Annotated in this window: 18 protein-coding genes and 1 other RNA gene; 10 read left to right on the forward strand and 9 right to left on the reverse strand. The window is 29.5% G+C overall.

What is annotated here, in order from left to right:
• The first annotated feature begins 209 nt into the window (after nucleotides 1-209).
• Entirely contained in the window at nucleotides 210-647 is a 438-nt protein-coding gene (locus ACZ5QM_RS03300; protein ID WP_464183331.1) for a nucleoside deaminase, read from the forward strand.
• Between the two features lie 14 nt (nucleotides 648-661).
• Here ACZ5QM_RS03300 and miaA read toward each other — a convergent pair whose 3' ends face one another.
• Nucleotides 662-1,624: a tRNA (adenosine(37)-N6)-dimethylallyltransferase MiaA gene (gene miaA, locus ACZ5QM_RS03305; RefSeq protein ID WP_464182630.1), complete on the reverse strand. Its 963-nt coding sequence runs from the start codon at nucleotides 1,622-1,624 to the stop codon at nucleotides 662-664.
• 796 nt (nucleotides 1,625-2,420) lie between these two features.
• On the opposite strand from miaA, the gene ACZ5QM_RS03310 reads away from it, so the two are divergent.
• The 3 genes from ACZ5QM_RS03310 to gpmI all read left to right on the forward strand — a co-directional run bounded on the left by ACZ5QM_RS03310 (nucleotide 2,421) and on the right by gpmI (nucleotide 7,205).
• Entirely contained in the window at nucleotides 2,421-3,203 is a 783-nt protein-coding gene (locus tag ACZ5QM_RS03310; RefSeq protein ID WP_464182632.1) for a sulfide/dihydroorotate dehydrogenase-like FAD/NAD-binding protein, read from the forward strand.
• Nucleotides 3,204-3,222: 19 nt separating this feature from the next.
• Nucleotides 3,223-4,698, forward strand: coding sequence for an NADPH-dependent glutamate synthase (gene gltA, locus ACZ5QM_RS03315; RefSeq protein WP_464183332.1), 1,476 nt, complete (start codon nucleotides 3,223-3,225; stop codon nucleotides 4,696-4,698).
• A 974-nt stretch (nucleotides 4,699-5,672) separates the two neighbouring features.
• Nucleotides 5,673-7,205 carry a 2,3-bisphosphoglycerate-independent phosphoglycerate mutase gene (gpmI, locus tag ACZ5QM_RS03320; RefSeq protein ID WP_464182633.1) on the forward strand — a complete coding sequence of 511 codons (1,533 nt, stop codon included), beginning with the start codon at nucleotides 5,673-5,675 and terminating at the stop codon, nucleotides 7,203-7,205.
• A gap of 9 nt (nucleotides 7,206-7,214) precedes the next feature.
• On the opposite strand, the gene ACZ5QM_RS03325 is transcribed toward gpmI, so the two are convergent.
• The 6 genes from ACZ5QM_RS03325 to ACZ5QM_RS03350 all read right to left on the reverse strand — a co-directional run bounded on the left by ACZ5QM_RS03325 (nucleotide 7,215) and on the right by ACZ5QM_RS03350 (nucleotide 14,486).
• On the reverse strand, nucleotides 7,215-7,931 hold the full coding sequence (locus tag ACZ5QM_RS03325) for a YebC/PmpR family DNA-binding transcriptional regulator (protein ID WP_464182634.1): 717 nt from the start codon (nucleotides 7,929-7,931) through the stop codon (nucleotides 7,215-7,217).
• A 12-nt stretch (nucleotides 7,932-7,943) separates the two neighbouring features.
• Nucleotides 7,944-10,406 carry a phenylalanine--tRNA ligase subunit beta gene (gene pheT / locus ACZ5QM_RS03330; protein ID WP_464182636.1) on the reverse strand — a complete coding sequence of 821 codons (2,463 nt, stop codon included), beginning with the start codon at nucleotides 10,404-10,406 and terminating at the stop codon, nucleotides 7,944-7,946.
• A 10-nt stretch (nucleotides 10,407-10,416) separates the two neighbouring features.
• Nucleotides 10,417-11,736: a signal recognition particle protein gene (ffh, locus tag ACZ5QM_RS03335; RefSeq protein ID WP_464182638.1), complete on the reverse strand. Its 1,320-nt coding sequence runs from the start codon at nucleotides 11,734-11,736 to the stop codon at nucleotides 10,417-10,419.
• A 622-nt stretch (nucleotides 11,737-12,358) separates the two neighbouring features.
• On the reverse strand, nucleotides 12,359-13,270 hold the full coding sequence (locus ACZ5QM_RS03340; RefSeq protein ID WP_464182639.1) for a dihydroorotate dehydrogenase: 912 nt from the start codon (nucleotides 13,268-13,270) through the stop codon (nucleotides 12,359-12,361).
• Entirely contained in the window at nucleotides 13,258-14,040 is a 783-nt protein-coding gene (locus ACZ5QM_RS03345; RefSeq protein ID WP_464182641.1) for a dihydroorotate dehydrogenase electron transfer subunit, read from the reverse strand. The genes ACZ5QM_RS03340 and ACZ5QM_RS03345 overlap by 13 nt, the downstream gene beginning before the upstream one ends.
• 62 nt (nucleotides 14,041-14,102) lie before the next feature.
• Nucleotides 14,103-14,486 (reverse strand): helix-turn-helix domain-containing protein, encoded by a 384-nt coding sequence (locus ACZ5QM_RS03350; RefSeq protein ID WP_464182643.1) that lies wholly within the window; start codon nucleotides 14,484-14,486, stop codon nucleotides 14,103-14,105.
• Nucleotides 14,487-15,054: 568 nt separating this feature from the next.
• Here ACZ5QM_RS03350 and rnpB point away from each other — a divergent pair.
• From rnpB to thrC, 5 genes are all read left to right on the forward strand, one after another.
• Nucleotides 15,055-15,425, forward strand: an RNA gene (gene rnpB, locus ACZ5QM_RS03355) — RNase P RNA component class A.
• 224 nt (nucleotides 15,426-15,649) lie between these two features.
• Nucleotides 15,650-16,153: a hypothetical protein gene (locus ACZ5QM_RS03360; RefSeq protein WP_464182646.1), complete on the forward strand. Its 504-nt coding sequence runs from the start codon at nucleotides 15,650-15,652 to the stop codon at nucleotides 16,151-16,153.
• A gap of 1,657 nt (nucleotides 16,154-17,810) precedes the next feature.
• Nucleotides 17,811-20,252, forward strand: coding sequence for a bifunctional aspartate kinase/homoserine dehydrogenase I (gene thrA / locus ACZ5QM_RS03365; RefSeq protein ID WP_464182647.1), 2,442 nt, complete (start codon nucleotides 17,811-17,813; stop codon nucleotides 20,250-20,252).
• 209 nt (nucleotides 20,253-20,461) lie between these two features.
• Nucleotides 20,462-21,670, forward strand: coding sequence for a cofactor-independent phosphoglycerate mutase (locus ACZ5QM_RS03370; RefSeq protein ID WP_464182649.1), 1,209 nt, complete (start codon nucleotides 20,462-20,464; stop codon nucleotides 21,668-21,670).
• Between the two features lie 249 nt (nucleotides 21,671-21,919).
• Nucleotides 21,920-23,230, forward strand: coding sequence for a threonine synthase (gene thrC, locus ACZ5QM_RS03375; protein ID WP_464182650.1), 1,311 nt, complete (start codon nucleotides 21,920-21,922; stop codon nucleotides 23,228-23,230).
• A 301-nt stretch (nucleotides 23,231-23,531) separates the two neighbouring features.
• Here thrC and ACZ5QM_RS03380 read toward each other — a convergent pair whose 3' ends face one another.
• Entirely contained in the window at nucleotides 23,532-24,065 is a 534-nt protein-coding gene (locus ACZ5QM_RS03380; RefSeq protein WP_464182652.1) for a DUF1599 domain-containing protein, read from the reverse strand.
• A 200-nt stretch (nucleotides 24,066-24,265) separates the two neighbouring features.
• On the opposite strand from ACZ5QM_RS03380, the gene ACZ5QM_RS03385 reads away from it, so the two are divergent.
• A complete protein-coding gene (locus ACZ5QM_RS03385) occupies nucleotides 24,266-25,783 on the forward strand; it encodes a DUF4301 family protein (RefSeq protein ID WP_464182654.1) in 1,518 nt (505 codons plus the stop codon).
• On the opposite strand, the gene dapA is transcribed toward ACZ5QM_RS03385, so the two are convergent.
• A complete protein-coding gene (dapA, locus tag ACZ5QM_RS03390) occupies nucleotides 25,760-26,650 on the reverse strand; it encodes a 4-hydroxy-tetrahydrodipicolinate synthase (protein ID WP_464182656.1) in 891 nt (296 codons plus the stop codon). The genes ACZ5QM_RS03385 and dapA overlap by 24 nt on opposite strands.
• Nucleotides 26,651-26,810: the final 160 nt, after the last annotated feature.

Genomic DNA, 26,810 nt, shown 5'->3' on the forward strand with positions numbered 1-26,810 from the left:
AAAATGAAAAGGAAATTTTTCTTATTGAAAGCTTCCTTCATTTTTTGTACCTTGCGTGAGGAGGGATTATTCTTGAATATTTTTGTGACTGTTGGTATTTATTCGATTATGTTTTCATGTTATTTTTTTTTGTAATATAAAATGTGCATGCAATTTTGAAAATTGTATTTGTATTTAAAATGAGTAATTTCTTTTATTAGTTAATGATGATGCTACAAGAGGATGAATATTATATGAGGCAAGCTTTGTTTGAAGCTCAAAAAGCTTTTGAAAAAGCAGAAGTTCCCATTGGAGCAGTGATTGTTTTGGATGAACGAGTTATTGCTCGTTCACATAATCTTGTGGAAATGCTTAATGATATAACAGCACATGCAGAAATGCAAGCAATTACCGCTGCAGCAGGAGCTTTGGGAGGAAAATATTTGACAGATTGTATACTTTACGTAACACTAGAGCCATGTTTAATGTGTGCTGGAGCTTTAGCATGGTCTCGAATAAAACGTATTGTTTATGGAACAGAAGACAAGAAGCGAGGATATAACAAGGTGTTTCCTTCTATTCTACATCCTAAAACGAGAGTTACTAATGGAGTATTGGCAGAGGAATCCAGTCTTTTAATGAGGAATTTTTTTAAAGATAAAAGGTAGAATGTATTTAATAACTACTGAATTGAATGGGATTTTAAACTGACTGGCGTCTGATATGGTAAATGGGATAAAGAAATTTCAATACTATCAAGTAAATGATTGACTATAAATTCATCATTTTTATGTAGATAAAACCAATTAATTTTTTTGTCTTTTTTAAACCACGTCATCTGTTTGCGAGAATAATTTCTTGTATTTTTTTTGATTTTTTCAATAGTAAAATCTAGAGTATATTTTCCATCAAAAAATTGAAAAAGCTCTTTGTATCCGACTGTATTTAAAGAGTTAAGGTAACGATAGGGATAAACTTTGTTAGCTTCTTCAACAAGTCCATTTTTTACCATCATATCTACACGGGTATTAATTCTATTATAAAGCTCTTGACGTTCTCTATTTAATCCAATTTTAATAATATTGAATGGACGTGTTTTTATATTTTTACAACGAAATTGAGAATATGGTTTTCCTGTCATGAGGCAAATTTCTAAAGCATGAATTACTCTTTTATGATTTTTTAGATCTACTGTGTTGTAGAAAGTAGGATCATGAATCTTTAATTGTTGGCGAATAGAGTATATGCCTTCTTTTTTGTAAAGAGAAGAAATATCCATACGCAATTGAGGATCTATTGTTGGAATTTCATCTATACCTTGACAAAGAGCATCAAGGTATAGCATAGATCCACCGCAGGCAATGATTGTTTGATGTTTTTGGTGAAGATGAGAAATAAGCTTTATTGCTTCTTGTTCGAATTTGTTAGCGTTGTAATAATCAAAAATTGAAAGATTAGCTATAAAATAATGCTTTACTTGATATAATTCTACAATAGATGGAGCTGCTGTTCCAATAGGTATTTCTTTGTAAAATTGTCGAGAATCCACAGAAATGATAGGCGATTGAAAATATTTTGCTAAAAAGAGAGCTATCTTTGTCTTACCTACTGAAGTAGGACCTAACACTACTATTAAACTTTTCATAAATTATAATAAATTAAATAATTAGTACATACTCGACTACTTCGTTTATTTCCGTTTATTTTTCAGTTTCTTTAGTTTTTCTAGTCTGTCGTTATATTTTTACTATTAAATGTTATTATGTATTTTGTTGTTTATTTCAGTTTTGAGTTATTTTTCAATTAAAGATTTAGTATTCAATTTTCTTCTTTTATCCTTGTAAGTAGCATAATACGCTTGCTATACTTTTTAAAGGATGATTGAATTTGCTTTCTTTTTTTTCTAAAAAGTGAGTTAGTAGTAATAAAATTATTGTTTTATATATAATAAAATATTTTTGCTAAGGTGATGTACAGATATTTTCATACTATTTGACAACCAAGTCTATCGAAAAATCCTGTCAAAAATATTTATTCCAATACTTATATTGGAATATCAGATTATGATATAGAAAAATAATATCTGTCATTTGTAATTTTAATGAATTTCTCATATTCGTTTACAGGATAATTATAATTGGGTTGGTTTTTTATATCCTATTGATTTTAAAAATTGAGGAATTTCCCTTTATTGGGTTAGATAGTTTCGTAATTGCAGCTGCTGAAAAAACAACTTATAAGCAAGATAGATAAGTTGTTTAATGTTACCATCTTCAATTGTTTTTAATTATCTCAAAGTTGTTTTCTTAAAATGAGCATTTTTGTAAATTGTTGAATCAGTTCTAATTAAGAAAAAATGAACTTGTAGATTGATAAAAGTACAGTTAAAATCTTTATTTTTGATTACTCTTGTTGTAATACTTTTTCTAAAAAAATACTAAATGAATAAAATTGTTAAAAAAGAAATTCTTTCTGAAAATGTGATTAAATTGAAAGTAGAAGCTCCTTTAATTGCTAAATCAAGAAAAGCAGGACATTTCGTAATAGTAAAAGTAGGTAAAAATGGGGAACGTATTCCATTAACTATTGTAAATGCAGATGTTCGAAATGGTACGATTACTCTTATTATTCAACGAGTTGGAGAATCATCTAAAAAGATTTGCGCCATGAATGAAGGAGATGAAATTACTGATTTAGTTGGACCATTAGGTACGGCAACTCATATTGATAAGTTTGGGACTATTGTTTGTGCTTGTGGTGGAATTGGAGCTGCTCCTATGTTGCCAATTGTAGAAGCAATGAAAAAAGTAGGAAATAAAGTAATTGCTATTTTAGCTGCACGAACTAAGGAGTTAATTATTTTGGAAAAAGAAATTAGGAAATTTTCGGATGAAGTAATAATAATGACTGATGATGGTTCCTACGGGACAAATGGGCTTGTAACTAGTGGTGTAGAGACAGTTATCAAGAAAGAAAAAGTAGATTTTTGTATAACGGTTGGACCTGCTATTATGATGAAATTTGTTGCTCTCTTGACAAAAAAATATAGTATTCCTACGATTGCTTCTTTGAACACTATTATGGTTGATGGAACGGGAATGTGTGGTGCTTGTCGTGTTTCAGTGGATGGAGAAACTAAATTTGTTTGTGTAGATGGACCTGAATTTGATGCTCATAAGGTTAATTTTGATGAAATGATAATACGGCTAAATGCTTATAATTAATTATAAATTAAGGAAAATCATGATTGATAAGGAATATTTGGAATCTCAACGGAATGAATCTTGGCGAGAAAATTTACGCAAGAGTATGAAAAATCGAGAACGTATTAGTATTCCACGTGTTAATATGAGAGAAATGAATCCAGATTATAGGAGTCATAGTTACGATGAGGTAAGTTTAGGATTATCGTTAGAGCAAGCACTATTGGAAGCTAAACGTTGTTTGGATTGTTTTGACCCGAAGTGTATAACAGGGTGCCCTGTAGAAATCAATATTCCTAAATTTATTAAAAACATTGAGAGGAATAATATTTTGAAAGCTGCCAAAATATTGAAACAAAATTCTGCTATGCCAGCAGTTTGTGGTAGGGTTTGCCCTCAAGAAAAACAATGTGAAAGCAAGTGTATTTATTTAAAAACTAAAAGAGATCCGGTGGCTATTGGTTATTTAGAACGTTTTACTGCCGATTTTGAACGAGAAAATAGTTTAGTATCTATTCCTGAAATTGCAGAAAAGAATGCAATTAAAATTGCTGTGGTTGGTTCAGGTCCTGCAGGATTATCTTTTGCAGGAGGTATGGCTAAATTAGGATACGAAGTAACAGTCTTTGAAGCTTTGCATGAATTTGGTGGGGTATTGAAGTATGGTATTCCTGAATTTCGTTTGCCAAATTACATTGTAGATGTAGAGATTGATATTTTGAATAAAATGGGTGTTCGATTTATTAAAAATATAATTGTAGGTAAGACTATTACCTATCAAGATTTACATAACGAGGGCTATAGAGGATTTTTTGTTGCTGGAGGTGCTGGTTTGCCTAATTTTATGAATATTCCTGGAGAAAATTTTTCAAAGATTTTATCTTCTAATGAATATTTGACTCGTGTTAATTTAATGGGTGCTAATCGGAAAGAAAACGATACTCCTATTTTTTTTGGTAGAAATATAGCAGTTATTGGTGGGGGAAATACAGCAATAGATTCTGTAAGAACAGCTCGACGTTTAGGAGCTGAAAAAGCTATGATTATTTATCGTCGTTCAGAAGAAGAAATGCCGGCACGCATAGAAGAAGTAAAACATGCTAAAGAAGAAGGTATTATTTTTATGAATCTTTACAATCCAATTGAGTATATTGGAGATGAAAAAGGACAGGTAAGACAAATAATTCTTCAGCAAATGGCTTTAGGAGAACCAGATACTTCTGGTAGAAGAAAACCCGTGTCGGTTCCTAATGCAATTGAAGTTTTAGATGTGGATATAGTCATCGTAGCCATTGGAGTCTCTCCTAATCCACTTGTGCCTAATTCCTTTAAAGGACTTAAAGTAAATAAATTAGGAACAATTATTGTAAATCAAGATACCTTACAGACTGATTTGACTGATGTTTATGCAGGAGGTGATATAGTAAGGGGTGGTGCAACTGTGATTTTAGCAATGGGAGATGGACGTAAAGCAGCTTTTTCTATGCATAAATCATTATTCTATAAGGATGAATGAAGGTAAATTATGTTTTTTTGATTAGCAATAAATCACTGTTTCCTAATTATGAATACTTGATTATTCTTCATTTTGCAAATGCAGATCGTTTTAGTGAATAAAATTTCACTCTTAATTCTGTAAAAATGGAATTGTATAGGGATTCTATTGACAGTTGAACAGTAATTATTATTTGAATAAATTGTAGCGAGAAGAGATTAAAGAATCTCACTGTTTTAGCAAAACAAACGATTTAAGAAAAAAGAATTGAAATATATATGCTCCGTGCTTATATATTTCAATTCAACCTTCGAAAGATTTAAGTAGAAAAATTAAGTCAAAATTATGAAGATTCGGAATAAAAAATCAGAAAGAAATAATTTGAGTTAAATTTATAAAAACCCTTGTTAGATAATAATGAAAATATGACTATTTCAACTCATAATAGTATTTTCAGAATTCTTAGGGTATCATAGAAAAATTTGCTTCAAACCATAGAATGTACTGCTAGTTACTTTTAGTAAAAAATAGTTTTTGATAATTAATTATACTGATAAATATTCGGTATAATTTGACAAATTGATAATTTTTTTTGTTATTTAGATCTTAGTAAAATTTCCCTAATAATGATATTTGAAGTAAATAATTTCCTTTCTAAGTTAGAAGTATTTGCGTACTTAAATAGTATAAATTAACTTGTTTATATAGGATTTTATTTTGAATATGATTTAGTTTAACATGAGAAAAGTAAGTAATGAGAATAAATCTAAATGAGTTAGATTTATGGTTGGCAGCATAGTGGTTTTATATACACAATTAGAATTCTGTTATGGTTTTGATTTGAAATCTAGAAGGAAGTTATTGAAATAATGAATATTTTTAAAGTTACATTGTAGCGTATTTGTTCTAGACTAGAAAAAAAATATTAAGAATTGGTAGAAATAAATATTTATTTTTTCGATTTTATATTGAGAAAATTCCGAAATATGAGGTTTATGGATAAAAAAAAAGTACTTTTAGTCATTCTTGATGGATGGGGGTGTGGTGACCATACTAAAAGGGATGTGATATACAGTACAGAAACTCCTTATTGGGATTATCTGCTGGAAAATTATCCTAGCTCCCTGTTGCAAGCATCAGGGGAAGATGTGGGATTGCCTATAGGACAAATGGGAAATTCGGAGGTAGGCCATCTAAATATTGGTGCTGGACGTATAGTTTATCAGGATTTAGTAAAAATTAATATTGCCATACAAAATAATTCTATACTTGAAAATCACTCCATTCAAAAAGCATATTCATATGCTAGAGAAAATAATAAAAAAATACATTTAATTGGTTTAGTTTCTGATGGAGGTGTTCATAGTAGTTTGGAACATTTGTTTAAATTGATAGACATTAGTAAATTTTATGGTATAGATAAAGTTTTTGTACACTGTTTTATGGATGGAAGAGATACGGATCCCAAAAGTGGACTTGGATTTATTCGGAAATTAGGGATTCATTTAAAGCAAACTGTTGGAGAAATTGCCTCTATTGTAGGGCGTTATTATGCTATGGACAGAGATAAACACTGGGAACGAATAAAGGAAGCATATGATTTGTTGGTGAAGGGGATAGGTACACCTACTGAGGATTTAATAAAATCTTTAGAGCAAGCCTATTCAGAAGGTATAACAGATGAATTTATTAAACCTCTTGTTCATGTAAAAAATGAAAATCCTGTTGCTTTAGTGGAAAAAGGAGATGTAGTAATTTTCTTTAATTATAGAAACGACCGAGCCAGAGAATTAACGGTTGTCTTTACTCAGCAAAATATGCCTGAGGAAGGGATGACAACTATTCCTGATCTTCAATATTTTACAATGACTCCTTATGATTCTACATTTAAAAATGTGCATGTTATTTTTGACAAAGAACATGTAGATAATACTTTAGGAGAATTTCTTTCTAATTTGGGGTTAAAGCAGCTTCATATTGCGGAAACAGAAAAGTATGCGCATGTTACTTTTTTTTTTAATGGAGGTAGAGAAGTACCGTATAAAAATGAAAAACGTATTTTAGTAGCTTCTCCTAAAGTAACTACTTACGATTTAAAACCTGAAATGTCTATTTATGAAATTAAAAATAGGTTGGTAGAAGAGATTCAATCGCAACAATTTGATTTTATTGTGGTTAATTATGCTAACGGAGATATGGTAGGACATACAGGCGTCTATGAGTCTATCAAAAAAGCCGTATCAGCTGTAGATGCATGCTTAAAAGAAACTATTGAAGCTTCTAAAGTTAATGGATATGAAGTCATTATAATCGCCGATCATGGGAACGCTGATTATGCTTTAAATAATGATGGAACTCCTAATACTGCTCATTCACTGAATCCAGTTCCATTTATTTTTGTATCCAAAAATAGGAATTTAAAAGTAGAGTCTGGGAAATTATCTGACGTAGCACCTTCTATTATTCATATTTTAGGACTAGAACAACCTAAAGAGATGACAGGGAAAAACTTAATAAAGGTAAAATAGATGACTAGATTACTTCATATTGTGAAAGATATTTTGTACGTCTTCATCTTCTTTAAATTTTAAGAAAAGCTTTTCGAGTAAAATACGCTCTTCTTTCGTAACTTCTTTGTAGTTCTTAGGAATTTGTTCAAATTCAGCATAGAGAATTTCGTAGTCATTTTCTTCCAAATATTTTTGGATAACTGAATAAGACTGAAATTCTCCATAAATTAGTATGGCATTTTCCTCTTTGTCTAATTCAACTCCATTTATTCCAAAATCAATTAATTTTAATTCTAATACTTCCAAATCTATTTCTTTTTTATGTGTAATTTTGAATACACATTTACGACTAAAAAGAAACTGTAAACTCCCACTTGTTCCTAGTGAACCACCATATTTGTTGAAATAACTTCGTACATTGGCTACTGTTCGAGTTGGATTGTCTGTTATTGTTTCTATGATAAAGGCTATACCGTAAGGACCATACCCTTCATAAATTATCTCTTTATATTTTATCATCTCTTTAGAGAAAGCCTTTTTAATTGCTCTTTCCACATTTTCTTTTGGCATATTTTCTTTTTTTGCTTGTTGTATTAAAACTCGCAAGCGCGGATTAATATTTGGGTTAGTACCACCCTCTTTTACGGAAATCGTAATTTGTCTACAAAATTTAGTAAATACACGAGCCATATTACCCCATCGTTTTAATTTTGTTGCTTTCCTATATTCAAATGCTCTCCCCATACTATTTTAGAGTTATCTTAATTGTGCATTAAGTTTTTCTTCCATATTATTTTTAATAAGATTCATTAAATTTTCTATCTGTTTGTCGTCTAGTGTTTTTTTTTCATCATGCAAAATAAAACTTACAGCATATGATTTTTTTCCTTCTGGTAAATTTTTCCCTTCATATACGTCAAATAATTTTATTTCTCTTAAGATTTTTTTATCTACTTGATAGGCAATTTTTTCTATTTCAGAAAAAAGAATACTTTTATCGAGTAATAATGACAAGTCCCTTTTTACAAATGGAAATTTAGGTAAATCAGTTTGTTTTATACGTATGTTATTGGTTTCTTCCATTAATAAATCCCAATTTAATTCAGCAAAATAGACTTTTGTGTTAATAGTGAACTTTTTACAAATACTTTTTTTCAAAATTCCTAAGACTCCTAATTGTTTATCAGAAAGTGTTTTAATAGATAAATTAGATGAAAAAATATCATCTTCACACAAGGTATAAACATTTTTTTTTGGATTGATACCTAATCGATATAGAATATTTTCTATATAAGATTTCAATTCATATATAGAAGACTTTTCTGTTGAGCGTACCCAATTTCCATCTATTGAATTACCTGTAATCCACAAAGCTAATTTTTTTTTTTCTTTAACAGAGAGTGAAGAATCATTTCCTTTTTTTCTTTTGGAGGAATAAAAATAAGTATTCCCAAATTCGTAAAGTTTCAAATCTGAATTTTTACGGTTACAATTGTATTTAATAGATTCTAATCCTCCAAATAACAACGTTTGACGCATTACGTTCAAATCAGAACTTAATGGATTATACAGTGATATACATTTTTCTTTTTGAAAGAAAGTTAACCCATCATAATAAGTATCAGAAGTAAGTGAATTGTTTAAAATTTCATTAAATCCTTTCCCTATAAGTTGTTCCGATATGAGATTCTGTAATTCGTGGCTTTTATCTGTAAAGGTCTGAAAAGAAAATGTGGATTTTATTTCTTTTTTTATTTCTACATTATTATATCCATAGATGCGAAGAATTTCTTCAATAACATCTACATCGCGTGTAATATCTACACGATAAGTAGGAATACATAATTTCCATGTATAATTTTTCTTACCTAAAATAGTTATTTCAAGACTTTTGAAAATAATTTCTATATCTTTTTTTGGTATATTTTTTCCTATCAAATTATTAACTTTGTGAATATCCAATTCCACAATTCGGTTGGTAATTTTATTTGGATAGATATCTTGTACTTCTCCGGTAATAATTCCACCAGCAATTTCTTTAATTAAAAGTGCAGCTCGTTTCAATGCATATAAAGTATTATTAGGGTCGATTCCACGTTCAAAATAAAATGAAGCTTTTGTATTTAGTCCGTGAAAACGAGTAGTTTTGCGAATGTAAGTTGGGTTGAAATAAGCCGATTCAAGGAATATGTCTTTTGTAGATGTTGTCACGCTAGAACTTAATCCACCTAGGACTCCACCAATGCACATACCTTTCCTATCACTACAAATCATCAAGTCTTTATCAGAAAGTAATCTTTTTACGCCGTCTAGTGTTATAAAAGGTGTCCTTTTTGGTAATGTTTTAATAAAAATTTTGTTATCCTTAATTGCTTTTAGATCAAAAGCATGAAGAGGTTGGCCTATTTCGTATAAAATATAATTAGTAATGTCTATAACATTATTGATAGGACGTACTCCAATAGCTTCCAGACGTCTTTTTATCCATTGAGGGCTTTCTTTTACTTGTACATTTTTGATAGTAATTCCAGTATAACGAGGGCAAGCTAAAGCATCTTCAACTTTAACAATAACTGCTGGTGTTGTATCTTCTATTTTAAAAGCATCTATATTAAAATTATGAACAACTGATTGGGAATGATTAAAAGACAAATAAGCAGCTAAATCACGGGCAACTCCATAGTGAGAAGCTGCATCTATACGATTAGGAGTAATATCTATTTCCAAAATGTAATCACTTTCTAAGTGATAATATTCATTTGCAGAAATACCAATTTTGGTGCTTTCAGGAAGAACAATAATTTGATCATAACTTGATCCAATACCTATTTCATTTTCGGAACAAATCATCCCATTAGATTCAATACCTCTAATTTTGGATTTTTTGATAGTGAAAGTTTTGTCACCAAAATATAGAGTAGTACCAACAGTTGCTACTACCACTTTTTGACCAACACCTACATTAGGTGCCCCACATACAATTTGTTGTTGATTATTCATACCTAAATCAACAGTTGTAATATGTAAATAGTCAGAATTAGGATGTTTTTTACATGTAAGTACTTGCCCAATAATTAATCCTTTTAATCCACCTCTAATAGCTTCTACCTTTTTTATACTACTTGTTTCTAAACCAATGGAAGTCAAAACATTTGCCAATTGATTAGGAAATAGGTCAAATGAGAGATAATCTTTTAACCAATTATATGAGATATTCATTATATCATTTTTATTTGTGTTGGAATGTTTTATTTAATGAATTTTGAATAGTCTTCGTTTTCATCATTTTTCGAATTTGGTCAAACTGTTTGAGTAATTGATTTAGTTCTGACATTCCTCTTCCACTACCTTTGGCTATACGATTTTTTCGACTTACATTTAAAATAGACGGATTAGCTCTTTCGGTAGGTGTCATAGAATAAATAATTGCTTCAATCTTTTTGAAAGAATTATCATTAATATCTATATTTTTTATCATTTTACTAATACCAGGAATCATGGAAACCAAATCTTTTAAATTTCCTATTTTTTTAATTTGTTTTATTTGAGTAAGAAAATCGTTGAAATCGAATTTGTTTTTAGCGATTTTTTTTTGCAAATATTTAGAAAGTTTTTCATCGTATTGTTCTTGTACTTTTTCTACTAGAGAAACTATATCTCCCATACCTAAGATACGGTCAGCCATACGTTTTGGATGAAAAACATCAATTGTTTCCATTCTTTCTCCTTTGCTTACAAATTTGATAGGTTTATTAACAATTCTACGAATAGATAAAGCAGCTCCACCTCTCATGTCTCCATCCAATTTAGTAAGAACAACTCCGCTAAAATTCAAACGACTATTAAACTCTTTTGCTATATTTACAGCATCTTGTCCGGTCATAGAATCCACTACAAATAATATTTCATCAGGATTAATAGCTTTTTTGATAGATGTAATCTCTTCCATCATCTGTTGGTTTATAGCTAAACGTCCTGCTGTATCTATTATCACTACATCGTTTCCATTTTGTTTGGCTTGTTTAATAGCATTTTGAGCAATTTGCACCGGTTTTTTGTTGTTAGACTCTAAATAAACAGACACACCGATCTGATTACCTAAAATTTTTAGCTGTTCTATTGCAGCTGGACGATAAATATCATTGGCAACTAAAAGTGGATTTTTGTTTTTTTTATCTTTTAGCATTTTTGCTAACTTGCAACAAAAGGTTGTTTTACCTGAACCTTGCAAGCCAGACATTAGAATGACTGTTGGTTTGCTGGATAAGTCCAATTCAGAAGTGGCACTTCCCATTAATTCGGATAGTTCATTGTGAACAATTTTCACCATCAACTCGCCCGGTTTTATTGATTTAAGTACATCTTGTCCTAATGCTTTTTTCTTAACTGTATCGGTGAATGATTTGGCTACTTTGTAGTTAACATCTGCATTTAGTAATGCTTTACGAATATCTTTGATAGTTTCAGCAACATTAATTTCAGTAATTTTCCCTTCTCCTTTTAGTAATTTTAAAGATCGATCCAATTTATCGGCTAAATATTCAAACATAATCCTAATTTTGTTTTGTAAAAAAGTTATGTATAAAATTAGTTAAATAGGAAGTAATTGTCAAAAAATAAGGACTTGTAGAATTTTAATGATGGTGGATATAAGGTAATTAATCCTTTATTTGTTTTATTTTTTTTGTTGAATTTTAATAGGTTAAATTGTATTTGTTGTTTGCTATTGTGTTAGTATGAATAGTTTTATTTTTCAAATTTTTTATTTTCACTAATGTTTGAAATTACTTATCTTTTTTTTGTACTTTGTGTTAATGGTGTATCTTCTAAAGATATTTAAAATTCCTTTAATAGTAAGTTCTTTTATTGTTGTTTTAACAATATATTGTTCGAAATGTGTCATTTAATTTCCGTGAAATATTTATGTACTTTTATCAGTGATCAACTATTTTAGTTGCTGATTTGAATAAAGATGCTATCAGTAAATATATCTGTATCTTCAAAAGATGTCTCTGTTTTTTTAACTTTTTGAAGAGTTTAGTATATGTCATACTAAGCGTGACGATGTAGTGGAATTTTCATCCAATAAAATCAATTAGTTATTAAAAGATATAATAAAATCTCATCCAAGTACTAATGTATGTATAGATGCGCTTGGTTGGGTATACTTGTCAAATTATTAATGTTCCTATTAATTCTTTTACTGATTTGAGTCGATTTTTGTCTAAATATTTGTTTATTTCACTCACCACTTTCAGAGAAATTGTAGGATCAATAAAATTGTAAGTACCTATTTGTATAGCAGTAGCTCCTGCTAAAATAAATGCGATGGCATCTTCGGAATTAGATATTCCTCCCAACCCAATGATAGGAATTTTCACAGCTCTATAAGTTTGATAAACCATTCGTAAGGCGATTGGTTTAATGCAAGGACCGGATAATCCTCCTGTAATCGTAGATAATATTGGTTTCTTTTTCTTAATGTCGATTGCCATTCCTATTAGCGTGTTGATTAGAGAAATAGCATCAGCTCCTACTTCCTCAACAGCTTTAGCAATTTCAGTAATATCTGTTACATTTGGAGATAGTTTAACTATTAATGTTTTACGATACACTTTCCTAACAGCATTAACAACCTTTGAAGCATTAGAAGGGCTGGTCCCAAAAGTCATCCCCCCCTGTTTTATATTAGGACAAGAAATATTCAATTCAATAGCAAGAATTTTATCTAATTCATTAATTTTTTCTGAACAAGTAACGTAATCTTCAACAGTTAAACCACCAATATTTACTACTATGTTGGTATCTATATTTTTAATTCTTGGATAAATATCATTAATAAAATGATCTATTCCTTTATTTTGCAAACCTACAGAATTTAACATTCCTGAAGATGTTTCAACCATTCTTGGATAATCATTACCTTCTCTATGATAAGTGGTTATCCCTTTTATGAATATTCCACCTATTTGAGATAAATCTACAAAATCTGAGTATTCTATTCCATAGCCGAATGTTCCGGAAGCTGTTAGTACTGGATTTTTAAATTTTAATTTGCCTATATTGATATTCAGATCTGCCATTTTAATTGGTCTATGTTAAATATTGGACCTTTTTTACATACACAGATATTCCCTTTTGTTGTGTTTTCAACACAACAAAGGCAGACTCCAAACCCGCAAGCCATATAATTCTCAAGAGAAACTTCACAAGGTATATTGCGCTGTTTCGCATATCGAGCTACAGCAAGCATCATTGGTCTGGATCCACAAGAATAAATAAAATCAGCATATGTTGTAAATAGTGAAGAATGATTGGTTACAAACCCTTTTTCTCCAAACATCCCATTTTCAGTAGTGATATGTACAGTTCCGAATTTTTGAAATTCAGATAATTGAAGTAGATCATTTTTTGTTTTTGCCCCAAGCAAGAAAGTGGGGTTGAGATTTCTATCTCTTAAATAAGACCCCAAATATAGTAAAGGAGAAATACCTACTCCTCCACCAATCAAGAGTAATTTTTTATCTTTATCCAAGTTAGAAAAAATAGTAAAACCATTTCCTAAAGGATAAATTAAATTTAGATATTTATTTGGTTGTATTTCAGATAATTTACGAGTTCCTTTTCCTACAATTTGGATCAATAACCAAATTTCGTTGTTTTTTCTATCCACGTAGTGAATTGAAATAGGTCTGCGCAAAAATACATTTTCCAAATTTTTTACTTTAATTTGAACAAATTGACCTGGTAAAATTTCTGGCAAAAACTTTGTTGAAACTAATTTTAGCAAAAAATAATTGCTATTTAGAAGTATATTTTCTTTGATTTTCCAATCTGATATGTATTTATTCATAAATTTATTTATACGAATTTGTTGGAATTAAATTAAAATTGGATGGATAATGTTTATTATGTTTATTTTTCTGGTTTTAATACTAAATAAGTTCTATTTTTAAAAAAAATCCTTATTTCTTCGATAGCTTCAGATATAGAAAGTTCTCCTACGAAGGACTTAAAAGATTCAATTGGTGGTTTTTTTGGTTCACTAATATTCTTCAAAGAACTTGTATTAAATGAAGTTAATTTTGTTGTAGGAGGCAAAATTGAATCCTCTTTTTTGTACATAGGTAGACAACCCAGCATCAACCAATCCAAACTTATATTCCTATATTTACTAATAATTTTTATTAACATATCATACCTTGGTTTATTCCTTCCAGCTAAAATATGATTCAATCCTCCTAGGGTAATACCTATTTCATTAGCAAAAGATGTAAGGCTAATGTTTTCCTTTTCCATTAGTATTTTAATTCTGTTCCCAAATTCATCTTTTATCATATAAACAAATTACAGACAAATGTATATAAAATTACAGACAAATGTATATAAAATTACAGACAAATGTATATAAAATTACAGACAAATGTATATAAAATTACAGACAAATGTATATAAAATTACAGACAAATGTATATAAAATTACAGACAAATGTATATAAAATTACAGACAAATGTATATAAAATTACAGACAAATGTATACTTTGCATTTGTAGATGTTTCTATGGTTTGCAATATCTATGCGTACTATATTAGCTTAATTTATCAATTTAATAAATTAAGCTAATATATTGATTATCAGTAAATATATTATTATAAATAATATATTTACTGTAATTCACGTAATTAATAATATATAAATTACAATAAATATTTAGATTGAAAGTTTAATTATTAATATATATCATACTGATTTTTAATACATTATATATTTTTATTTTTCTATATATAAAAATAATTAATCGAATTTGTTTACGTATCTAAATGTTTGTATATATTATATATGTTTCGTACATTCATTACTATAAAGTAGTTAATTTAACTGTCGCTTTTCTTTACATTATTGAAAAGAGGAAAGTCTGGACAACGTAGAGTACCTTACTATCTAACAGATAGCTATTTGCAAGAATAGAGTTTAAGTAGAAGAAAATAACCGCCTTTTAAATTTTTTAAGGTAAGGGTGAGAAGGTGAGGTAAGAGCTTACCAGTTTTTGCAGAAATGCAAAAAGTCTGTACTACTTGGGGGTTGCAAGGTCGTGTATACCGACGCCTATTTAGGACTACTCGTCCGATGTCGGGGGGTAGATCGCTTGAATTTAATGGAAACATTAAATCTAGATAAATGACAGTTTGTCTGAGTTATTAGGCAACAGAATCCGGCTTATAAATTGACTGCTTTATAATAAAAAAACTGTTTAATTTAAGTATCTTTGCACTTGGAACTTGGGGAATGCAAACTTAAAAAGTTGACAGTAATCTACATAGTAAGATTTAGACTTTAAAAGACTCGATTTAATAATGAAATAATCTAAAATATTTGTGAAAGATAAAATATAATGCAAATTTTTTAAGTGAATAATTGTGCATGAATTTGAGAATTAATAAAAATTAAATTTTATTTGTTATGTTGAAAATTACGGGAATTTTACAAAATGAACGAAACAATCCATTTAATGTTAAGGGGAGTGATTTCGTTAAAGTAAGGCATGGGTATCTAAAAGAAGAGAATGGGGTTGCAATTTTTGATACACTCGAAGACGGAGCTATTGCAGGATTTGGTGTTGTGCTCCTGATATATTATGATTTGAATAGAACGTCTCTCAGTGAAATTATGGAACTTTATTCATCTAGGGAGAATGCTCAACATTATATTGGTTTTTTAACAAATAGACTTAGAGTAAGTCCAACAGAGAAAATAAAGAATGTAGTGAGTTTAGCTCATTATATCACAGTGTTTGAAGGACAAATAAAGGGTGGTCTTTCAATTGATATATTGAGGATGATGTATAAAGATATCTATGAAGATAAGGATCATAGCAAGGGAGTAGCAACTCTTGTGGATGAATATTCTGATAGAGTTAGTAAGTGTATCTATGAAAAGAAAAATAACTTCAAAATAGGAAAATAAGGAGACTATAATCGGGTAGTTCTCTTTGTCCCTTAGTAGCTTATGCTTTCTCTGATTGTCTAATCTATTAAACTAACTCTATGTGTAGATTTGTAATTTAGATGATTCTAGATTGGATAAGCTTTGTGTCATTCTACCTGGATAGGGATTTATTATCATCGTTATGTTATTTTGTAAACTTTTGTTTCTCTCATGATTTTCCATCATACTCATACACAGGAATGAGTATGATGCTTGCTTGTATATCTAGAATAGACAAAAGTTCAGAGACATCCATCTTACTTTGAATAAAGCTCCTCTACCCTACTCTTTTAATTCTATCCTAGGCTTAAAAGAGTAATTTTTCCCATTTTATTTTCGTGAAAATTTTATTGACAACTTTTTCGTATTTCATAGATCTAAGCATAGAATTGAAAATATACTGAACTAATAAAAGTTTCTCACGTATAATCAATGTGACATACATAATGTCACATTGATTATACGTACATAGTCTCATAAATCTTCCAAGTTTTATAATAGAGTAAAATTTTAGTATAATTTCTTTCAAAATTCATTTATTTGCTGGTTCAGAGAATAGTAATAGCTGTTTTTCCCAGAGATGTAACAAATTATTTATATATTCATTCAATAAAATAACTATAATAGATTAACATCATTGGTACCTAACATTAACAAAAAGAAGTAATACCTGAAACTCATAAGTTTTATTTTACTTTTTTATTTTATTCATGAATTGTATTTTTTGAACAAAAAAAATATTCTTCTCTAGTCATTTGTATGTTACTGTAATTTTTTTGATAAATTTTGCACAGCTTTTTTCCAACTCAACTATCGTGTTATAGCATTGCTTGAAGAGTATTTCAAAAAAATATTTCATATTACATCTCACTTTTTTAGAATATTTTAAGAAAATCATCTAAAAAAATACTTACCGAAATAATATTCAACTAATATTTTCAGCTTATTTTTTGTACTAGTCAAATGACAAAGTATTGGCTAATTTTCAACTGTCTTTTAAAATTAATGTTTCAGAATAGTAAGAGATTGAGCAAGTTTATTTTGAAAATTTTACGCGAATTCAGTAAGTCAGCTAAATATTCATTGCGTTTTTGTTAAATTTATAGACAATTTTTCAATGGATAAATATTTTTCATATTGCCTTCCAAATTTGTATGTAGAATATTTTAGTATTATCTGAAATTCTGGAAAATATTCTAGATTGATTATTTTAAAATTCTGTAAATAGCTGTAAAAGAAATATTTAAAATATTTATCCTTTTTTTGGAAAAGCTGTATATAAACGAATCAAGACAAATCTTCCATTTTAATTAGAAAACGTAAAATTGTTGTGTTAATTTTCTGAAAATTGTGTTGGAATCATTTATTATTCCATAAATAAAGCTAGATAATGGAACAGTAGTTGAGGCAAAAAAAGTAACTAAAAATAAAATCTCATTTGTTGAGTTCAATAATTGTATGTTCAAAAACAATACCTAAATTTGCAAATTGTTTTGTGAGTTGTCTTGAATAGTTGAATTTTGTTATATCATCTTAATCCCTAAACAATATTTTCATCAATCAATCAGGAAAATTAATTATCAAGGGAGGAAAGCCAATTGTCTTTATAATTGTAAATCAAAATTGAACAGCAAATATGAAAGTATTGAAGTTTGGAGGGACCTCCATAGGGTGTAAACGAAGTATCTTGAATGTAAAAAAAATAATAGAAGAAACAAACGAGCCGGTTATAGTAGTTTTATCTGCTTTAGGAGGTATTACAGATCAATTGATAAATATATCTAAAATAGCTTCATTGGGTAATGATGAATATGAAGAAAAATTATCTAAAATAGCTATCCGACATTTGGAGCTTATTAAAGAAGTAATTCCTTGTCCACAACTCTGTACTTCAGCGCAGAATGGAGTAATAAATTTAGTAAACGAATTGCTTAATATATTTAAAGGAGTGTATCTGATTAAGGATTTGTCAATTAAGACTTCTGATGCAATCGTAAGTTACGGAGAACGTATATCCTCTCTAATTTTATTATACGTAATAAAAGATGCTCAACTATTTGATTCTCGAAGATTTATTAAAACAGAAAAACATTTTGACAAACACATCGTAGATTTTGAATTAACAAATCAGTTAATCAAGAGTATTTTCACCTCATTTCCAAAAATATCGTTAGTTCCAGGCTTTATTTCTTCTGATAAAGAAACTAACGAAATAACTAATTTAGGACGTGGAGGGTCAGATTATACAGCATCTATTCTGGCTGCAGCCCTTGATGCTTCCATCTTGGAAATATGGACAGATGTAGACGGTTTCATGACTGCTGACCCAAAAATAATCAGTTCTACTTATGTAATAGAACATCTTACATTTAATGAAGCAATAGAACTGTGTAATTATGGAGCTAAGGTAATTTATCCACCTACAATTTACCCTGTATATCATAAAAATATTCCAATACGAATTCTTAATACATTCAATTTAAGTACATCAGGTACTTTTATTTCTAATAAAAAAAAAATAACTGTTAGTAAATCTTTAATAAAAGGGATATCATCTATCGATGACACGTGTTTGATTACTGTGCAAGGTTTGGGAATGGTAGGTATTATTGGTATTAATTATAGAATATTTAAAACATTAGCCAATAATGGCATCAGTGTATTTATGATATCTCAGGCAAGTTCAGAAAATAATACTTCTTTCGCTGTTCGAAATGTAGATGCGTATCTTTCTGTAAAGGCATTAAAAGAAGAATTTGTATTAGAGCTTGAACATGGTGAGATAAGTGCTATAAAAGCTGAAAAAGAATTGGCTACTGTTGCTATTGTAGGTGACAATATGAAACGGACGCCGGGTATTGCTGGTAAACTATTTGGAACATTGGGACGTGCAGGTATCAGTGTAATTGCTTGTGCTCAAGGTGCTTCAGAAACCAATATTTCTTTTGTTATCAAATTACAATATTTACGTAAAGCTCTTAATTCTATTCATGATTCTTTTTTTCTGTCTGAATATAAAGTACTAAATCTTTTTATTATAGGTTTAGGAACAGTAGGTGGGAAATTATTGGATCAAATTCGCACACAGCAAATAACTTTAATGGAGCAAAATAGTCTAAATTTACGTTTGGTGGGTATTGCTAATTCCAAGAAATGTTTATTTTGTCGAGATGGACTTAACATTAGTACTTGTATATCAGAATTAAAAGAAAAAGGAAAAGATAATTTCCCTAATTATTTGTGCAAAGAAATTTTAGAATTAAATATATACAATTCTGTATTTGTAGACTGTACTGCTAGCAAAGACATTGCAAATCTTTATGTACCTTTGTTAAAAAACAATATTTCGGTAGTTACATCAAATAAAATTGCAACATCATCTAGATATACTGATTATTTAAATTTGAAAGAAACGGCTCGTCAGCGAGACGTGAAATTTCTGTTTGAAACAAATGTAGGCGCTGGTCTTCCAATAATTAATACTATAAATAATTTGATAAATAGTGGTGATCGTATTCTACGAATGGAAGCTGTTTTGTCTGGAACTCTTAATTTTATCTTCAATACTTTGAGTTTAGAAATTCCATTTAGTAAAGCTATCCGTATGGCAGAAGAAGCTCACTATGCTGAACCAGATCCTCGTATAGATTTAAATGGTAGCGATGTAATTCGTAAACTTGTTATTCTCACACGTGAAGCTGGGTACAAAATAGAACAAGAAGATGTTAAAATTAACCTATTCATTCCTGAAAAATATTTTAGAGGTTCACTAGATGATTTTTGGAAAAATATTAGAGAATTAGACGCAGAATTTGAAAATAGGAGACAACGAGTAGAGTTTGAAAAAAAACGAATTCGATTAGTTGCAAAAATGGAAAAAGGTAGATGTGAAATTGGATTGCAAGAGGTAGATAGTCATCATCCCTTCTATGAATTAGAAGGGAGTAACAACATTATTATGATATCTACTAAGAGGTATAATGACTACCCAATAGTTATTAAAGGTTATGGAGCGGGTGATGACGTAACTGCTGCAGGAGTATTTTCAGATATCATTTCCATAGCAAACATACGTTAAAAAACTTTACTAAATAATAAGAATAAAAAAATATGAATACTTTTATTAGTAATTACGTTTTTATTGAAAATGTAATAGTTGTCGTTTAATCTAGCGTCCTAACACAAAATTCATATGTAATAGTTTTAACTATATTAAAGTACAGGAAGTATGAAGCCAGTTATGGAATAGCAGAACTTATGTACATGTAATTAAATCGTATTTAAACTATGAAAAGCATTATTATATTGGGAGATGGAATGGCAGATGAACCGATAGATATGTTGGGAGGAAAAACACCCTTACAATATGCTTATACACCTTATATGGATAAGTTGGCAAAACAAGGTATTACAGGAAGATTACAAACAATACCTGATGGATTTCATCCAGGGAGTGAAGTAGCCAATCTTTCTATACTGGGATACGATTTAACTCAAGTATATGAAGGGCGTGGTGTATTAGAAGCTGCAAGCTTGGGTGTTACGTTGCAACCTGACGAATTAGCAATGCGTTGTAATTTAATATGTATATCTGATAATTTAATAAAAAATCATTCGGCTGGACATATTAATAGTGAAGAAGCAGATGTTTTAATCCAATACTTAAATAGAGAATTAGGCTCAAAACAGGTAAAATTTCACACAGGCGTTTCATATCGTCATCTTCTATTAATTAAAGGTGGAAATAAATATTTAAAATGTATTCCTCCGCACGATGTGCCATTACATTATTTCCATTCATTGATGATACAAGCAACAAAACCAGAAGCTGAAGAAACGGCTATTTTGATAAACAATATGATACTTCATTCGCAAGAGATATTAAGAAATCATCCAATAAATCAGCAACGATCAATTGCGGGTAAAGATCCTGCTAACAGTATTTGGCCATGGTCTCCAGGATACAGACCAGCAATGGAAACATTGCAAAAAATGTATGGATTAAAAAAAGGTGTTGTAATATCAGCTGTAGATCTAATTCATGGTATTGGAATATACGCAGGATTAGAAAATATTTATGTTAAAGGTGCTACAGGGCTTTACAATACCAATTACGAAGGAAAAGTTAAAGCAGCTATAGAGGCACTTAAAACAAACGATTTTGTTTATCTCCATATAGAGGCCAGCGATGAAGCAGGACATGAAGGGAATATTATGTTAAAAGTAAAAACGATAGAAGATATAGACAGTCGTGTTGTACGCCCAATTTATGAGACTTTACAGCAATACAGTAATTTAGTTACTATCAGTGTTCTTCCTGATCATCCTACCCCTTGTGCTATCCGTACCCATACTAATAAACCTGTTCCTTTTCTTATTTATAAACAAGGGAATCAACCGGACTCTGTTGAAGAGTTTAATGAATTTTCTGTGAAAGATGGGACATTTGGTATAATAAAAGGTAATTCTTTTATTAAAGAATTATTTAAATTTTGAAATAGTTGATTGAATCATAAGTCTTTTGTCATCTAAAATGGAGGAAGGGTTAAGTCTAGCTCATACAAAATATGTATGATAGGTTCTAGAAGATGCAGGGTGTGTTGGAAATTCCTTGTTTATTTGAAACTAAGTGATTATGATATTTTTTTTGACAAAAAAATATCATAATCACTTAGTTTCAAATAACTGTTTGGATCTAAGAAATGTATTAAACCCTGTAAATGAAAAATATTAATAAAATAAAAAATGAAATACTATAGTACGAGTAAACAAGCTCCTTTTGCTTCATTGGGACAAGCAGTAATCAATGGGTTAGCGGGAGATAAGGGATTGTATATGCCAGAAAATATTTCTTTGATAGATAGCCGTATAATAAGTAATATGAAAAACATGAACTTCCAACAAATAGGAAACATTGTAGCACAATCATTTTTTGGTAGTGATGTAGAAGCAGATGTCTTGGAGCATATTGTAAACGAAACACTTCAATTCGAAGTGCCTGTTGTAAAAATACATAGCAATATATATACTCTTGAACTTTTTCATGGACCTACATTGGCATTTAAAGATGTAGGGGCTCGGTTTATGTCACGTTTACTTAGGTACTTTATCGAAAAAGAAGAAGTGAAGGATATAAATGTATTGGTTGCCACTTCAGGAGATACAGGTAGTGCTGTGGCAAATGGATTCTTTGAAGTAGAAGGTATCAACGTATATGTACTCTATCCTAAAAATAAAGTGAGTGATATACAAGAATCCCAATTTACCACATTAGGAAAAAATATTTTTGCATTAGAAATAGATGGAACTTTTGATGATTGTCAAGCTCTCGTAAAAGCTGCTTTTATAGATAAAGAACTAAATGAAAAGAAACGATTGACATCTGCAAATTCCATCAATATTGCACGCTTTCTTCCTCAATCTTTTTATTATTTTTACGCCTATGCTCAATTGGACAAAATAAATAAAGCAAAAGAATTGGTAGTTAGTGTTCCGTGTGGAAATCTTGGGAACCTTTGTTCCGGATTAGTAGCTCAAAAAATGGGATTACCTATTAGACACTTCATTGCAGCTCATAATAAAAATAATGTATTTCTTAATTATCTAAATACAGGGATGTATATTCCAAAACCTTCTGTTACTACTTATGCTAATGCCATGGATGTGGGTGATCCAAGCAATTTTAAACGTATTATAGATTTATTTAGTAATTATCCTAATCCCCACCGATTTATTACTAAACAAATTTCTGGATATAGTTACAATAACAAAGCAATTGCCAAAATTATGAAACATGTATATGATCAATATAACTATATACTTGATCCTCACGGAGCTATTGCCTATCAAGCATTGATAGATGAATCCCTTAATATTGATAAAGGTGGTCTTTTTTTAGAAACTGCGCATCCTGCTAAATTTAAAAGTACTGTAGATAGTATATTAGGAATTAATATAGATATTCCAATCAAACTACAAGCTTTTATTATAGGTAAAAAACAAAAAGTTAAGTTAGAGAAGAATTTCTTCGAATTTAAGAATTATCTTTTGCAATGAAGTTTTCGTTCTTGAACAATTATCCAAACATAAATAAGAGATAATAAATATCCAAAATTTGAAAAATTAATGAAATATTCTATTTCATAATTAATAAAAGAGAACTCCAGATCTAGGTTTTTTTTAAAATGGTATAAGGAGCTATACTATCTATCTATCTATCTATCTATCTATCTATCTATCTATCTATCTATCTATCTTATTTCTACTATTATTAATTTATAATAGCGGAAATAATGCATGTCATAATATTATTATGATATGTATTCTTCAATACTTCATCTTAATCATAATTGTTTCTTCATGATCCGGATTTAATTAGTGCAAATAGCGCATAATTGATTATATCCATATAATTTGTATATACTCCCTCTGATACCAAAGTTTCACCTTCATTTTCCTCTATTTTTTTGATACGGAAGGTTTTTGTCAAAATGAAGTCAGTATAAGAACTTGTACGCATATTTTTCCAAGCTTCATCATAATCATGATTTTTTTCAATTATCAACCTTTGCGTTTCAACAATATATTTATTATATAAATTCAACGCCTGTTCATTGTGAATATCCACTGTATCAGAAAATCCCATCTCCAATTGAATTAATCCAATAATCCCATAATTGACAATTGCTATAAAGTCATCCTCTATAGTTTCGTTTACCATATAACATTTTTTTGTTTCTATGTTACGAATACGTTTAGCTTTTATAAAAATTTGATCGGCAATAGACTGCGTACGCATTATACGCCAAGAAGCACCGTAATCTTTGAGTTTATTTTTAAATAAATTACGACAAATGGCTATTATATTTTCAAACTGTTCCTTTTGTATCATAATTTTTAATGTTTAAATTCTAAACGAAAATTAATTCTGAATTATTGCATTATCGATGTATAAATGTATAATCGTATAAAAGTAAAAGTAAAAAAAATATCTAAAATTTACTTGTAAAATATCGAATGAGAGTTTATCTTCGTAGCTTTCAATGCTAAAGTAGTTGTTGCTGTATATAAGAATGTAGATAATGAAAAATTATGTTTTCGCAGGCAGATATCAAACAAATTGAGTCTAAAGGTATATCCATTTACCAAATTAGAGAACAATTAGAATGTTTCCGAAAAGAGCCTCCTTATCTACCTATTGTTGCATCAGCTTCTATAAACAGAGAAATAAAAGCTATATCTGATAAAGAAAAACAAATTTACACAAATGCGTGGTTTTCTTATCTAGATCAAAGTAAAATAATAGTCAAATTTGTTCCAGCTTCAGGAAGTGCCAGTCGAATGTTTAAAAATTTATTTAAATTTCTATCATCCAAGTATGCTGTCCCAACTACTGATTTTGAACAAAAATTTTTTTCTGAAATTCGTCGTTTTGCCTTTTATGAAGATTTAAACCAAATCTGTACTACTAATAAAGGGAAATCAATAGCTGAATTGATAACTGATAACAATTATAAAATTATTGTTGAAAATTTACTTTTTGAATGGGGGCTTAATTATGGACAACTTCCTAAAGGGTTGATACTTTTTCATGTTAGCTCCAATGGTTATCGTACAGCAATGGAAGAGCATTTAGTAGAAGGAGCTTTTTATGCAGGGAACAAGGATAGAGAGGTAAGAGTACATTTTACTATTCCACCTGGATACCAATTTTTTTTTGAATCTTTCCTTAGAGGAAAAATTGATATTTATACTCGTCTGTTTAATGTGAAATATTATGTAAATTTTAGTGAGCAAAAGTCATCTACTGATACTCTAGCTGTAGATGAAGAAAATCGTCCTTTTCGTGACAAAAATGGATTAATATTCTGTCCAGGAGGACATGGAGCATTAATTGAAAATTTAAATAATATCGTTGCTGACATTGTTTTTATAAAAAATATAGATAATGTTGTTCCCGATTCATTTAAAGCAACAACTATCCGATATAAACAATTACTTGCTGGTGTATTAATAACCTATCAACAAAAAATATTCAATTATCTAAATTTAATTGATTCCGGAAAACATATACATGAAAATTTGTTAGAAATGTTACTTTTTCTTCAAAATGATTTGTGTATCAAAAATTCAGAAACTAAAAAATTAGAGGAGAGGGAACTCGTATTATATATTAAATCTAAATTAGATCGTCCTTTGCGAGTTTGTGGGATGGTGCGCAATGAAGGAGAACCAGGAGGTGGTCCATTTTTAGCAGTTAATCCAGATGGTACAACTTCTTTGCAAATATTAGAAAATTCTCAAATAGATTTAAAAAATCTCGAAAAAAAAGCTTTATTTGAAAGTGGAACACATTTTAACCCTGTAGATTTAGTTTGTTCCTTAAAAAATTATAGAGGGAAAAGATTTGATTTACTTAAGTATGTAAATAAAAACACTGGTTTTGTCTCTTTGAAATCAAAAAATGGGAAACAACTCAAAATACTAGAGTTACCTGGCCTATGGAATGGAGCTATGTCGGATTGGAATACAGTACTCGTGGAAGTTCCAATAGAAACTTTCAATCCTGTAAAAACAGTTAACGATTTATTGCGTTCTGAACATCAATAAAGCTTTCTGTATTTTTTTATATATTGCTTTTGAGACTGGTACTAAGGGTAAACGGAGTTTATTTTCAATATAACCCATTATATTTAGCATACTTTTTACACCAGATGGATTGCCTTCTATGAATAACAATTCGAATAATTCTGAAAATTGATTGTTAACAGTACAAGCATTACTATTATCTCCATTTAAAGCAAAATGTATCACTTTACTAAATTCCTTAGGAAAAACATTTCCTATAACTGAAATTACACCTCTTACTCCTATTTCTATTAGAGATACTGCAAGTTTATCATCTCCGGAAATCACCTGAAAATTGTTAGGTTTATTTTCAATAATTGTATTTATTTGATCTTTTATCCCAGAAGCTTCTTTTATTGCAATTATGTTTTCAAATTCATTAGCAAGACGTAAGCTAGTTTCGGCAGTCATATTTACACCTGTTCTACCTGGAACATTATAAAGAATAACAGGTAAAGATGTAGCTTCCGAAATATGTTTATAATGCTGGTATATTCCCTCTTGAGCAGGTTTATTGTAATACGGAACTACTGAAAGTATAGCATCAACTCCTATAAACTCTTCCACACGAAGCTTATGAACTACCTCTTGTGTATTGTTTCCTCCTATACCTATAACAATAGGAATCTTTCCGTTAATTTTAGAGACAACTAATTGGATGATTTTTTTTTGTTCTTCAGAAGTAAGCGTAGAAGTTTCTGCTGTTGTACCCAGAACAACTAAATAATCTGTACCATTCTGTAACTGATAATCTACTAAGCAAGATAAAGCAGAGTAGTCAACATAACCATCGGACTTAAATGGAGTAATGAGAGCTACACCCATCCCCTCAAGATTAATATGTCTCATTTTGAAAAAATAACATAATATCCTAAGTTAATCATTTTTTAATAAAAATCAATTAAACTAAACATATTAATATTTATTATAACAGTAAAAAATCAATAAATAAATATATTTAGCAGTTATATTTTTCAAATATTTTATACTTTGTATAAAAAAAATAGTA

This window comes from Azobacteroides sp. (SeqCode) (assembly GCF_055395615.1).

Bases quoted from the DNA above. Each gene is read 5' to 3' on its own strand.
- ACZ5QM_RS03300 (WP_464183331.1), top strand. From the start codon at position 210: ATGCTACAAGAGGATGAATATTATATGAGGCAAGCTTTGTTTGAAGCT.
- miaA (WP_464182630.1), bottom strand. From the start codon at position 1,624: ATGAAAAGTTTAATAGTAGTGTTAGGTCCTACTTCAGTAGGTAAGACA.
- ACZ5QM_RS03310 (WP_464182632.1), top strand. From the start codon at position 2,421: ATGAATAAAATTGTTAAAAAAGAAATTCTTTCTGAAAATGTGATTAAA.
- gltA (WP_464183332.1), top strand. From the start codon at position 3,223: ATGATTGATAAGGAATATTTGGAATCTCAACGGAATGAATCTTGGCGA.
- gpmI (WP_464182633.1), top strand. From the start codon at position 5,673: ATGGATAAAAAAAAAGTACTTTTAGTCATTCTTGATGGATGGGGGTGT.
- ACZ5QM_RS03325 (WP_464182634.1), bottom strand. From the start codon at position 7,931: ATGGGGAGAGCATTTGAATATAGGAAAGCAACAAAATTAAAACGATGG.
- pheT (WP_464182636.1), bottom strand. From the start codon at position 10,406: ATGAATATCTCATATAATTGGTTAAAAGATTATCTCTCATTTGACCTA.
- ffh (WP_464182638.1), bottom strand. From the start codon at position 11,736: ATGTTTGAATATTTAGCCGATAAATTGGATCGATCTTTAAAATTACTA.
- ACZ5QM_RS03340 (WP_464182639.1), bottom strand. From the start codon at position 13,270: ATGGCAGATCTGAATATCAATATAGGCAAATTAAAATTTAAAAATCCA.
- ACZ5QM_RS03345 (WP_464182641.1), bottom strand. From the start codon at position 14,040: ATGAATAAATACATATCAGATTGGAAAATCAAAGAAAATATACTTCTA.
- ACZ5QM_RS03350 (WP_464182643.1), bottom strand. From the start codon at position 14,486: ATGGAAAAGGAAAACATTAGCCTTACATCTTTTGCTAATGAAATAGGT.
- ACZ5QM_RS03360 (WP_464182646.1), top strand. From the start codon at position 15,650: ATGTTGAAAATTACGGGAATTTTACAAAATGAACGAAACAATCCATTT.
- thrA (WP_464182647.1), top strand. From the start codon at position 17,811: ATGAAAGTATTGAAGTTTGGAGGGACCTCCATAGGGTGTAAACGAAGT.
- ACZ5QM_RS03370 (WP_464182649.1), top strand. From the start codon at position 20,462: ATGAAAAGCATTATTATATTGGGAGATGGAATGGCAGATGAACCGATA.
- thrC (WP_464182650.1), top strand. From the start codon at position 21,920: ATGAAATACTATAGTACGAGTAAACAAGCTCCTTTTGCTTCATTGGGA.
- ACZ5QM_RS03380 (WP_464182652.1), bottom strand. From the start codon at position 24,065: ATGATACAAAAGGAACAGTTTGAAAATATAATAGCCATTTGTCGTAAT.
- ACZ5QM_RS03385 (WP_464182654.1), top strand. From the start codon at position 24,266: ATGTTTTCGCAGGCAGATATCAAACAAATTGAGTCTAAAGGTATATCC.
- dapA (WP_464182656.1), bottom strand. From the start codon at position 26,650: ATGAGACATATTAATCTTGAGGGGATGGGTGTAGCTCTCATTACTCCA.